Origin of the sequence: Dolichospermum sp. UHCC 0259 (assembly GCF_009711935.1) — a bacterium.
Taxonomy (GTDB): domain Bacteria; phylum Cyanobacteriota; class Cyanobacteriia; order Cyanobacteriales; family Nostocaceae; genus Dolichospermum.
This window is the reverse complement of record NZ_VIKX01000124.1, coordinates 25,093-38,220: the sequence shown is the minus strand read 5'-3', so window position 1 is coordinate 38,220 and position 13,128 is coordinate 25,093. Positions and strand designations below refer to the sequence as shown.

Here is a 13,128-nt window from a genome sequence, read left to right as displayed (position 1 = left end):
TTTTGGATTTGAGATATTGGATTAGGGAAAGATTACTAATGTACGATTTTGCGATTATTGGTGGGGGAATAGTTGGACTTTCCACCGCAATGGCTTTAGGAGAGCGTTATCCCCATGCCAAAATATTAGTTTTAGAAAAAGAGAGCCAATGGGCATTTCATCAAACTGGTAATAACAGCGGTGTAATTCATTCGGGAATTTACTATAAACCGGGAAGCTTTAAGGCTAAATTTTCCCGTGATGGTAGCCGTTCAATGGTAGAATTTTGCCAGAAATATGATATTGATCATGAAGTTTGTGGTAAAGTAATTGTTGCTAGTAATGAACAAGAATTACCTCGCTTAGAAAATCTCTACACACGCGGTTTAGAAAACGGCATTCCTGTTAAAAGAATTAGTGCTGAAGAAGTCAAAGAAATTGAACCTCATGTTAGTTGTGTTGGTGGGGTTCAGGTATTCAGCACAGGAATTGTCAATTACAAACAGGTTTGTTTAAAATATGCGGAATTAATTCGCAATCAAGGGGGAGATTTACGTCTCAATACCCAAGTTTTGAAAATTGTCCGCAGTGGCAAAAATCAGGTATTAGAAACTAACAAGGGCAGTTTTGAAACTCGATTTGTAATTAATTGTGCCGGATTGCATAGCGATCGCATTGCCAAATTAGGTAAAGCTAATCCTGAAGCTAAAATCGTTCCCTTTCGCGGTGAATATTACGAACTTACCCCCGAAAAGCGTTATTTGGTGAAAACTCTCATTTACCCAGTTCCTAACCCAGATTTTCCCTTCTTGGGCGTGCATTTCACCCGGATGATTGATAACACCGTTCACGCGGGTCCCAATGCAGTTCTCAGCCTCAAACGCGAAGGTTACAAAAAAACCGACTTTGACTTGCGAGATTTTGCCGAAGTGATCACCTATCCTGGCTTTTGGAAACTAGCAGCAAAACACGCCGACGAAGGGATTCAAGAAATCATTCGTTCCTTTAGTAAAGCAGCCTTTGTCAAAAGTTTGCAAAAACTAATTCCCGAAATTCAAGCCGCAGATGTAATTCCCACCCATGCAGGAGTTCGCGCTCAAGCATTAATGAATAATGGTTCTCTGGTAGATGACTTCTTAATCATTGCAGGTGATAATTCCATTCATGTTTGCAATGCACCTTCACCCGCTGCAACCTCTTCCTTAGAAATTGGTAAAGCCATAGTTAAGCAAATACCAGAACCCACCCATTTACACAGTTTAGTAGCGTAACACAATCATCTCTTATCTGTGTTCATCTGCGTTTATCTGCGGTTAATTATTCTGGAAATATTCTTCCCTACAGACTCTTCAAGAAACAAGTTAATTTCCCACATCAAAAACTTTAACATCATGAAAATTTTAGTAACTGGAACAGAAGGTTATCTTGGTTCTTTATTGCCTTCTTTATTAATGCAAAAAGGACATGAAGTTCTGGGAGTTGACACTGGATTTTATAAAGTTGGTTGGCTATATAACGGCACTAACATCACAGCTAAAACCCTAAATAAAGATATTCGTGATATCAATCCCGAAGATTTAGAAGGCGTAGATGCTATCGTTCACATGGCAGAATTATCCAACGATCCTACTGGACAATTATCCCCCACAATTACCTATGATATTAATCATTTAGGTTCAGTTCGTCTAGCTAATTTGGCAAAATCAGTAGGTATCCGCCGCTTTGTTTATATGTCCTCCTGTAGTGTTTACGGCGTAGCTAGTGAAGGTGATATTACAGAATCATCACCAGTTAATCCGCAAACAGCTTACGCCGAATGTAAAACATTAGTAGAAAGAGATTTACAACCATTAGCTGATGATGATTTCTCCCCTACTTTCATGCGGAATGCGACTGCTTTTGGTGCTTCCCCCAGAATGCGATTTGATATTGTTTTAAACAACTTGGCGGGGTTAGCTTGGACTACAAAAGAAATTAAAATGACCAGTGATGGTACACCTTGGCGGCCATTAGTTCACGCCTTAGATATTTGTAAAGCCATCGTTTGTGCCTTGGAAGCACCAAGAGATATTATTCACAATCAAATTTTTAATGTTGGTGATACAGGCAATAACTATCGAGTTAAAGAAATAGCAGAAATTGTTGCCGATGTTTTCCCTGGTTGTCAATTATCTTTTGGTAATAACGGTTCAGACAATCGTAGCTATCGAGTATCTTTTGAAAAGATCAACACAATTTTACCTGGATTTAAGTGTGATTGGAATGCTCAAAAAGGGGCTGGACAACTATTTAGTTTATTCAAGCAAATTGATATGACCGAAGATACTTTCTTGTCTAGAGGATTCACTCGTCTTAAACAATTAGAATATTTAATTCGCACAGAACAAATTGACAAAGATTTCTTCTGGAACAAACAGGAAAATTATTAACTTATTCCTGAAAATTCCGAAAATATTGTAGGTTGGGTTACGCGACAGCAAAACCCAACTTGATTAATAATTTTTTTTGGTTTCCTTGCGTCAACCTAACCTAAATTTCTACATTTCCTTAACCGAACATTATTGCATCAAGGTGGATTAAATTGAATTTTCTTAATTCAAGATATTCGATTTAAAAGCCTTTTTTAGACACCAACTAATATCATCATACCAGAATTACCATATAATGCAAAAGTTACTAACTATTGCTATTCCTACATACAATCGTGCTGCATTGCTAGATAAACAACTAGCTTGGTTAGCAACAGCAATCAAAGGTTTTGAATCAGAATGTGAAATTATTATTTCCGATAATTGCTCAACAGATAATACACCAGGAGTTGTCAAAAAATGGCAATCTGCTTTTAGTAAAACCGTATTTATAGCGAATAGAAATCGGGAAAATATAGGGTTAATGCCAAATATTGCCTTTTGTCTTCAAGCTGCTGGTAGTAAATATGTTTGGACAGTGGGAGATGACGATCCAATTCAGGAAAGGACTCTAGCTTATGTTATCAATAAAATTAAAGAAAATTCCAATTTATCACTGATGTTTCTCAACTGTTGTGGACGAGATAAAAACACAAATAAAGTTTTGGTAAAACACTGGTTTCCTAGTGATAGTGATGAAATTATTGTTGATAGTAAACCTGTATTTCAAAAGTATCTACAGGGCAGTTTTGGTGGCGTACTATTCATGACAGCTACCATTTATAATACCGAACTTGTGCAACAAGCTTTGCAAAACTGGACCACTTCTTATAAAAATTTAGCATCCCAAGCTTATTGGACTGGATTTTGTGCGGCTCATGGAAATATCATTGTTACTCAAGATAATTATTTGGAATGTACAATGCACGCTAGTTCCCTAGAAGAAAATCCTCGCTGGTCATTAATGATGCGATATGTCTACATCCCAGAAATTTATCTGAAATTGCTAAGTTTAGGATATTCTGCTAAATTTTGTCAAGGCATGATTCTAGAAAATATTTTCAAACTGAGTGATTGGAAAATATTATTAGGTGCTTTAAGAAGATGGCCAGTTCTAGCCACAAATATTATAATTACTTACTTGCAATTGGTAGGCAAATTTATCTATCAATTGAATTTTAATCAGAAAAAATCATCAACAAATATCTCACACCTAAGCAATTAAATAAAAAATAAAATCTTCCTCTATTAACCATATAAAATATTTTTTGCATCAAAAACCATGAACAAACTCCTAACTATTGCTATTCCTACTTACAATCGAGCCGAATTACTAGATAAACAATTAACTTGGTTATCCCAAGCTATTCAAGGATTTGAATCAGAGTGTGAAATTTTAGTTTCTGATAACTGTTCTACTGATCATACTCAATCTATCATTAGTAAATGGCAAAATATTCTCAATAATATCACATTCAAATCAAATAGAAATCCTGAAAACATCGGCGTAATGCGAAATATTTTTCATTGCCTAAGTTTTGTAACAACCAAGTATGTTTGGACAATTGGTGATGATGATCCAATTCAGGAAAGAGCAGTTGCCTATGTGATAGATAAAATTAAAAATATTGATGATTTATCATTATTATTTCTGAATTTTTCTGGTCGAAACAAAATTACTGGTGAAGCAGTACATCCACCAAAAATAGTTGGTAATCGCTGGTTTGATGCGGATACTGAAGATGGTAAAAGTGATGGTAAAGCAATATTTGAACATTGTTTTAGTAAAAGTGTAGGAGCAGTAATTTTTCTAACGGCTACAGTATATCGTGCTGATTTAATTAAAGACGCTCTCCAAATTTGGCCAACTGCTAGTAATAATTGGATATCTTTAGCATATTTAGCCGGTTATTGTGCTGCTAATGGCAAAGTCATTGTGACTAAAGATATCTATTTAGAATGTGTTGTTGGTGTTAGTTATTGGCAAAAAGAACCTAAGTCTGCACTTTTAATGCAATACCAACATATCCCTGAAGTTATTTTAAAACTTGAGCAAGTTGGTTATTCTAAAGCATATTGTTGTCGGATGCTTTTACAAAACTACCATGAAGTAGACCTGAAAGTCTTTTTAGGAGCAATGAGAAGATGGCCTGTATCAGCTATTAAGACAGTAGTTCCCTTTTTAGGTTTAGCTAGTGTGGCAGCATTGGAATTAATACCAATGAGAGAATTTAAAGTAGCAGAAGCAGAAATGGAGACAACAACGACTTCAGAAGTCAGAAAATATCAGGGATAAATCACCAATTGTTTATACAAAAAAACTTTGATTGGGAGGTATTTGGATTGTGATTAATAACGTTACAGAAAAAATCTCAGTCTTAAAAGATGAGTTAGACTATAAAGTGAAGCTTTGGCAACATCAAATAAATTTACCTGCTCTTGATCCAGGAGATAAATTGATTGTTGATACTCTAAAAACATCAGGTGTTTACATTACATCCTTGGAAGATTTAGGTTTTTCATCTACGGCTACAATGTTAGCGACTGCTAATAGTTGCACTGATAGGATGGTAAATCCTAGAGATATTCATGCCGGATACAAATTACCACAAATTTATACGGTTACAGATTTATCGGAATTTTTTAATTGGGGAATGGAATCCCGACTACAAAATATCATTGAGCATTATATAGGTTTACCTATCGCTTTTCATGGTGTTCATGTGCGGAAAGACTTCCCTAATGAAAAACAATCGGAAACTTTACTCTGGCATAAAGATTCTGAAGATAGACGGATGATTAAAGTTATTATCTATTTAGATGATGTGACTGAAGAACATGGACCATTTGAATATATTCCACTACCGACTAATGTTTTAGAGCAAGTTAAGAATTATCAAGTTGATTATGAATTATGGCGTGTTAATTTTTTGGGAATTAACGATGATAAAATGATGAAAGTTATTCCTAAATCAGCTTGGAAATCATGTCCTGGTAAAGCTGGAACCGTGATTTTTGCCGATGTCAGAAATATTTTACATCATGGGACTGTGAGAATCCAAGAACGGTCAACTATATTTTTCACATACACGGCTAAATCTCCTAAAAGACCTGAACTTTGTACACAATATCATGATGATACCTTTCCCAAAATAAGTCAACAATCAATAACTGGTAGCTTAGTTTAAAGATGGAAAATAATAGCCAAAAACATTCGCACTTTTAATAAGAGTTTCTCTACTATGAATGCATTACTGACCATTGCGATACCCACATACAATCGTGCGGAATTATTAAATAAACAGTTGGCTTGGTTAGCTAAATCTATCAAAGGTTATGAATCTGAATGTGAAATTATTGTTTCTGATAATTGTTCAGAAGATCATACACAAGAAATAGTTAAGAAATGGCAGTCATTGTTACCAACTACAACATTTCATATCAATAAAAGTAGTGAAAATGTTGGCGTAATGAAAAATATTACTTATTGCATTGAAGCAGCAACAAGTAAATATGTTTGGACTATTAGCGATGATGACATTATCGCTGATACAACGATCTCTTATATCATCAATACCTTAAAGAAAGAGCCAGATTTAGGATTACTGCTTTTGAATTTTTCCTGTCGTCATGAAGTAACAGGTGAATTATTATATCAACGCTGTTATGAGCTTAATTATGAACAAGTCGAGCATAATGGCAAAGCGGCATTTGAGCGTTGTATACAGGAAAATCGCTCTGGTGTACAACTAATGTCTGCTCAAGTATACAAAACAGAATTAGCTCAAGCTGCTCTCCAAAAATGGCCTAATGGTGTGAAAAACTTAGATTACCAGGTCTATTTAACTGGTTTTTGTGCTTTTCATGGCAGTGTCAAAGTAACCAAAGATAGTTTGTTAGAAAATGCTTTTGGTGCTAGTCATTGGATGGTAAAACCAAAAGTATTGCTGAAAATGCAATATACTTATTCACCCGAAGTTAATATCAAGCTTAAGGAAATAGGATACTCTCAATCATTTTGTAGCCAATTAATTCTTCGGCATTTAACTGATAATAATTGGCGAATTTTCTTCGGGGCTTTAAGAAGATGGCCAATCATAGCAGTTACCACCATTATTCCTTATTTTGGTTTAGTGGCTACGTCAATTTTGGAAAATGTTATGTCACAACAAGAAAGAGAAATTAAAATTTACCAATCAAGCAACTTAGAAAATAAACAAATATCATGATCATACCTTTCCCAAAATAAATCCCCAATTAGGATTCAAGGTATAAACGCAACAGCAAAACCATTTTTTATTTCAACAAAAACCTTATAAACAGCTATGATTTTTACCTCTACTAAACTCGCTGGTGCTTTCATTATTGACTTAGAAGAAAAGCCTGATTCTCGTGGTTTTTTTGCTCGGACTTTTTGCGCTGATGAATTTATTGCTCATGGTTTAAAACCAACAGTTGCCCAATGTAACCTTTCTTTTAATCATAAAAAAGGCACATTGCGAGGAATGCATTATCAAACTCTCCCCGCAGCCGAAACAAAATTAATTCGCTGTACTCAAGGAGCTATTTATGATGTGATTGTGGATATGCGTCCTGAATCTCCCACTTATCTAGCGCATATTGGTGTAGAACTGAGTGCAGAAAATCGTCGCGCTCTTTATGTTCCAGAAATGTTTGCTCATGGTTATCAAGCTTTAACAGATGGCGCAGAAGTTGTATATCAAGTGGGTGAATTTTACACTCCTGGATATGAACGGGGTTTACGTTATGATGATCCAATTTTAGAAATTTCCTGGCCATTGAGTGCAACAGAAATGTCTGATAAAGATCGCAATTGGCCTTTACTAGAATCTATTTTGATAGGAGTTTAATCATGATTATTGTTGATAAGGCTTTACAAGCACGAGCGGCATTAGGTAAACCAGTTAAAGTTGCCATGATTGGTGCTGGTTTTATGGGTCGAGGAATTGCTAATCAAATTATCAATTCTGTGCCAGGAATGGAGTTGGTGGCTATTTCTAATCGTCACATTGATAACGCTAAACGAGCTTATTTAGAAGCAGGAATTGAAGATATCAAAATTGTTGCTAATTTGGCTGATTTAGAAGAGGCGATCGCTCAAAATGAATATGCAATCACCGAAGATGCCATGCTCCTGTGTGAAGCAGATGGCATAGATGCAATCATCGAAGTCACTGGGACAATTGAATACGCGGCTCATTTGGTGTTATGTGCGATCGCTCATCACAAGCATATCATCCTCATGAATGCCGAACTAGATGGCACAATTGGCCCCATCCTCAAAGTCCATGCAGACCGCGCTGGAGTCGTCCTGAGCGCCTGTGACGGCGACCAGCCAGGGGTAGAAATGAACCTCTACCGCTTTGTCAAAAGCATCGGTTTAAAGCCCCTCCTCTGCGGTAACATCAAAGGCTTACAAGACCCCTACCGCAACCCCACCACCCAAGCCGGTTTTGCCCAACGTTGGGGACAAAATCCCGCTATGGTAACAAGCTTTGCCGATGGTACAAAAATCTCCTTTGAGCAAGCCATAGTCGCCAACGGCACAGGTATGAAAGTAGCCAAGCGGGGAATGTTGGGATATGACTACACCGGTCATGTAGATGAAATGACCAAAATGTACGACATTGACCAACTCCAAGAACTAGGCGGTATCGTTGATTACGTAGTTGGTACTAAACCCGGTCCAGGAGTATTCGTATTTGCCACCCACGAAGACCCCAAACAACGTCACTACCTCAACCTTTATAAACTCGGTGAAGGCCCCCTCTACAGCTTCTACACTCCCTATCACCTGTGCCATTTTGAAGTTCCCCTCTCCGTAGCCCGGGCGGTTCTCTTCCATGATGCTGTGCTTGCACCAATCGCCGGTCCCGTTGTTGATGTCGTCACCACCGCCAAAACTGACCTCCAAGCCGGAGCAACCCTTGATGGTATTGGTTATTACATGACCTATGGGCAATGTGAAAATTCCCCAATTGTGCAACAACAAAACCTACTCCCAATGGGTTTAGCCGAAGGATGTCGCTTAAAGCGTGATATTCCTAAAGATCAAGTCCTCACTTATGATGACGTGGAACTACCAGAAGGTAGACTTTGTGATCAATTACGCGCTGAACAAACAGTTTACTTTGCTCCTGTGAGAACTTTAACACTAACAAAATAGTTTTCCAAAAATAGCAACCGTCAAGGTGATCAGGATATGAATTGTTCTAACGTACCGTAGGTATTCATGCAACTTCATCCACAACAGGTTTTTACTCCTGACTCCTGACTCCTGACTCCTGCTATAGCGTCAAAATAATTCAGAGGTTTCCTGATACTTTCATTTAACCTCTGAATTCACATATATACAATAAATGACAGAGATTATTTTGATAATCTTGCGAGGTTTTCCATGATTCAACACCTTATTAAACAACATAAAATAATTGATACCAAACAACTGATACAACCTAGTAATACAACATTAAAAATTTAATTACTAGCCAATAAATATTAAAACCAATCATCAACTACCAAATTATCAAGAAAAAATGAAAATAGCTCTCGTCCATGATTACTTAACCCAACGCGGTGGAGCAGAGCGCGTATTTGAATTATTGTGTAAACGGTATCCCGACGCTGACATTTTCACCTCATTATACGACCCGCAAAAAAGTATTGATTTAGGTGAACGAATTATCAACACCACATTTTTACAAAAAATTCCTGGTGCAACCAAATATTTTCGGATGTTAGCCCCCTTATATTTTCCCGCATTTCGTTCCTTGGATCTTCAAGATTATGACCTAATTATCAGCAGTAGCACCAGTTTTGCCAAAGCAGTACGGAAAAATCCCCAAGCAAAACATATTTGTTTTTGTCATAATGTTACCCGCTTTTTATGGGATACAGAAACATATTTACGGGAATACGGAGACTATAGATACTTTGCTCCTCTCATCGAAAAAATCTTTCAAATGATGAGAGATGTAGACCTGAAATATGCTCAAGAACCCGATCTCTACATCGCTAACTCTAGTATTGTTGCCCAACGGATTCAAAAAATTTATCACAAACAAGCGATCGCCATTAACTATCCAATTGATACTAGCAACTTTGTTTTTTCCGATACTAAAGAAGAATACTACTTGGCATCGGCGCGGATGATAAGTTATAAACGTCTTGATATAATAGTCGAAGCTTTTAATTGGTTAGGCTGGAACTTATTAATATCAGGTGATGGACCAGAACAAGAAAGATTAAAAGCCCAGGCATTACCCAACATCCAATTTCTAGGTCATGTCAGTGATAAAGAACGTAAAGACTTATTTTCTAAAGCCAAATCAATTATTGTTGCGGCTTTGGAAGATTATGGATTAGTTCCAGTCGAGGCAAACGCCAGTGGTACACCAGTCATTGCTTATGGAGCCGGAGGAGTCTTAGACACTCAAATACCAGGTAAAACAGGTGTATTTTTCAAAAGACAAGCACCATGCTCTTTACAAGCAGCTTTACTAGAAGCTGGAGGAATATCTTGGGATTACGAAACTATCCGTAATCATGCTGTTAGTAATTTCTCAGAACAGTCATTCTTTAGTAAAGTTGAGCAAGTTATTGATCAAGCTAGTGCAGCATGGCAAAAATAACTCATCATTAAAAGTTCCGAGAAAGCTTATATGAAGAAGGAGTCAGGAGTCAGTAACCAGGAGTCAGAATAAATTAGTGCGGGATTCATAGCCACCACGAATTAAAGACCAGCAAATCTATGAATTAGTGGGGTCTTAAACCCAATTATACATCCGCTTTTCGGTCATAATTCATTCTGAATTGTGACTCCTGACTTCTGTATTCTTTTTGATAATTTGCTTTTTTAATTTTTAATTCTGCCTTGCAGTATTGGAGGTGTGCATCGCTAATTCATTTAATTTTTTAGGTGTTTGCGTCGTGTATCGCAGATAAGGATAATAAAAGTGGTTCAAACTAGTCTAAATCCCAATATAAATCCAGCATCAGAAACAGAACCAGGTTATGGACAAATGTTTGCAGTAATTCTGCGAAGATTTCCCTGGTTATTATTAGTATTGCTCAGTTCTACGGCTATTGCTGGCATCATCACATTAAAAACTCCACCCAGCTTCAAAAGCACAATGCAATTGTTAGTAGAACCTAACTATCAAGGCAAGAAAGAAGTAGATAACACCGAAAGTCAATTTACTGATGCTAATATCGAGGTAGATACAGCTACTCAATTAAACTTGATGCAGAGTTCTGGACTGATTAAAAAAGCAGTTGATCAACTTAAAACTGAATATCCAGACTTAACCGTAATGAATTTAAAAAAATCCTTAGTTCTTACTCAAATTAAGACTCCAGAGGATAATGTTGCTACTAAAATATTTCAAGTTGATTACACCGATAATGATCCAGAAAAAACTCAAAAAGTTCTCAAGACAATTCAGAAAGTTTATTTAGAATACAATAAACAACAGCAAGATTCACGCTTACAAAAAGGCTTGCAAGTTATCAGAGATCAATTAAGAAAAGCTACTGATGAAGTAAGCGCTTCCGAAGCAAATCTCCAAAGATTTCGCAGAAGTCAAAATTTAATTGATCCAGATGCTCAAGCTAAAACCGTAGAGATAGCTTTAAATACTGTTCAACAGGAACGACAAACAACTCGTTCCCAGTATGAAGAAGCCTTAGCAAAACAAAAATCTTTGCAAACACAACTGAACCGTTCTCCACAAAATGCCTTAGTTTCTTCTCGTCTGAGTCAGTCTACCCGCTACCAAAGCTTACTCAATGAAATCCAAAAAACAGAACTGGCTTTAGCACAAGAACGTTTACGTTTCACAGATGATACTCCCAGCGTTCAAAAATTCAACGAACAACTGCAAAGTCAAAAACAACTTTTACAAAAAGAAGTTAGCAGAACTTTAGGAGAAAAGACCAATCCTACCTTTAGTTCAGGAGACAATCTTTTAGAACAAGGACAACTAGGACAAATTGATCTTAATCTCACAGGTCAATTAGTAGAAACCCAAACTACTATCGTTGCATTAACCGCCCGCGATCAAACCTTAGCAGCAAAAGAGAAAGAATTACAAGCCGACCTCAAGCGGTTTCCTTCTCTATTGGCTTATTACAATCGCATTCTCCCTCAACTACAATTTAGCAGAGAAAGATTAGAACAATTATTAAGAGCAGAACAAAAATTACGCCAAGAACTTTCTAAAGGTGGATTTAATTGGGAAGTAGTAGAAGAACCCCAAGAAGGTTTGCATACTGGGCCGAACATGAGACAAAATCTCTTGTTAGGAGGAGTAATTGGGTTAATGTTAGGAGGAATTGCTGCCTTTATTCGTGAAGCATCTGATGACGCTGTACATACAACTGCGGAATTAGAAAAACAAGCTGCTCTCCCATTATTAGGAACAACTCCTAAATTGCCGCCTGCCAGACCCAGAGAATCCATGATAAAGTTGCCATTTGGCAAGCCAGAAGTTCTCGCACCTTGGACAATTCAAGTATTACAATCTTCTCCCCGTTGGGAATCACTTGATCTCATTTACAAAAATATTGAACTGCTCAATCAAGTCTCAGATTTAAGATCATTAATGGTAACATCAGCATTACCCGATGATGGTAAATCAGCTTTGGCATTAGGTCTAGCTATGAGTGCGGCTCGTCTACATAAAAAAGTCTTACTAATTGATGCCAATTTACGCGATCCTAATCTGCACAAACAGTTAAATCTTCCTAATGAACAAGGACTTTCTAGTTTATTAGAAAGTGAAGTTAATCTACCTAATCATATCAGTGTTCCTTACTCTGGGTCGTCTTACATTGATATTTTAACAGCCGGGCCAACTCCGACCGATCCTGCCCATCTTTTGAGTTCTCCTCGGATGATTAAATTAATGGCTGCATTTGAAGAAAATTATGATTTGGTAATCATAGATGCCCCTTCTGTGCTTGGATTAGTAGATGCTATGCTTACGGCATCATCCTGTCGTAGTGTGGTGATGATGGCAAGTATTGGTAAAGTGACACGCACCCAACTTAATCAAGCCACAGGGATGTTGAGTAGGTTAAATCTGATTGGGGTTGTAGCTAATGGCGTATCTCCATCTGATAGCACCTATGTACCTTATGTAAAGCCAAAACAATTAGTTTTACAACCAGCAATGGAAGAATAAAGCAAAATATTTGCTGACTATTTGACCAAATAAAATATATTAACCCCTGTCTAAGGCAGGGGTTTTTGTCTTGACTATTCAAGATAAATTATTTATTGAACTCTAATTAAGGTGAGTTCGACGAAAATACAACGGTTTTCGCTCTAAGGACATACAATCGAGAGGGCGGGGAAATCCCGCCCCTACGGATTTGAATATAAAAACTGTACCTTAAGTGCTGTAATTTGACTCCTCATTCACAAATTAAGTAGGTAGGCGTTAAAAATTGTCGTTGTGGTAAGGGAACAGGAAGAGAGTTTTGAGTGATTTTACTTTTCTTCACATACCTTTAATTTTTTCTGTTTATCTACTTAAGTAGGAGTCATATATTTAAACCTCTGCTAACAAATTGGTATTATTTGCTTTTTTAATTTTCAGTTTATTACTGTAGTAGGTGGACAAATTACCATTAAATATACAAAATATTTTTGTTGCATAACGAATACACTTTATATTTATTTTTGTTATCCAATAAGTAATTAATAATATGTTTTGTA

At 36.8% G+C, this 13,128-nt stretch carries 10 protein-coding genes; all 10 read left to right on the top strand.

Annotation, left to right across the window (positions count from 1 at the left end; all coding sequences use genetic code 11):
* The first annotated feature begins 38 nt into the window (after positions 1–38).
* The 10 genes from lhgO (at position 39) to FJR05_RS09985 (ending at position 12,592) form a co-directional block, all read left to right on the top strand.
* Entirely contained in the window at positions 39–1,250 is a 1,212-nt protein-coding gene (lhgO, locus tag FJR05_RS10030; RefSeq protein ID WP_168643966.1) for an L-2-hydroxyglutarate oxidase, read from the top strand.
* 120 nt (positions 1,251–1,370) lie between these two features.
* On the top strand, positions 1,371–2,408 hold the full coding sequence (locus FJR05_RS10025; RefSeq protein WP_168643965.1) for an NAD(P)-dependent oxidoreductase: 1,038 nt from the start codon (positions 1,371–1,373) through the stop codon (positions 2,406–2,408).
* Between the two features lie 235 nt (positions 2,409–2,643).
* Positions 2,644–3,612, top strand: coding sequence for a glycosyltransferase family 2 protein (locus FJR05_RS10020; protein ID WP_168643964.1), 969 nt, complete (start codon positions 2,644–2,646; stop codon positions 3,610–3,612).
* 57 nt (positions 3,613–3,669) lie between these two features.
* Positions 3,670–4,683 carry a glycosyltransferase family 2 protein gene (locus FJR05_RS10015; protein ID WP_168643963.1) on the top strand — a complete coding sequence of 338 codons (1,014 nt, stop codon included), beginning with the start codon at positions 3,670–3,672 and terminating at the stop codon, positions 4,681–4,683.
* Positions 4,684–4,732: 49 nt separating this feature from the next.
* Positions 4,733–5,575, top strand: a complete 843-nt coding sequence (locus FJR05_RS10010) for a phytanoyl-CoA dioxygenase (protein ID WP_371416869.1) — start codon at positions 4,733–4,735, stop codon at positions 5,573–5,575.
* 54 nt (positions 5,576–5,629) lie between these two features.
* Positions 5,630–6,616, top strand: coding sequence for a glycosyltransferase family 2 protein (locus FJR05_RS10005; protein ID WP_168643962.1), 987 nt, complete (start codon positions 5,630–5,632; stop codon positions 6,614–6,616).
* 96 nt (positions 6,617–6,712) lie between these two features.
* Positions 6,713–7,258 (top strand): dTDP-4-dehydrorhamnose 3,5-epimerase, encoded by a 546-nt coding sequence (gene rfbC, locus FJR05_RS10000; protein WP_015078007.1) that lies wholly within the window; start codon positions 6,713–6,715, stop codon positions 7,256–7,258.
* A 2-nt stretch (positions 7,259–7,260) separates the two neighbouring features.
* Positions 7,261–8,574, top strand: a complete 1,314-nt coding sequence (locus FJR05_RS09995; RefSeq protein ID WP_168643961.1) for an NAD(P)H-dependent oxidoreductase — start codon at positions 7,261–7,263, stop codon at positions 8,572–8,574.
* 370 nt (positions 8,575–8,944) lie between these two features.
* The gene (locus FJR05_RS09990) at positions 8,945–10,039 is read left to right on the top strand and encodes a glycosyltransferase (protein WP_096664623.1); all 1,095 of its coding nucleotides are present in this window, start codon (positions 8,945–8,947) and stop codon (positions 10,037–10,039) included.
* 324 nt (positions 10,040–10,363) lie between these two features.
* Positions 10,364–12,592, top strand: a complete 2,229-nt coding sequence (locus tag FJR05_RS09985; protein ID WP_168643960.1) for a polysaccharide biosynthesis tyrosine autokinase — start codon at positions 10,364–10,366, stop codon at positions 12,590–12,592.
* Positions 12,593–13,128 lie beyond the last annotated feature (536 nt).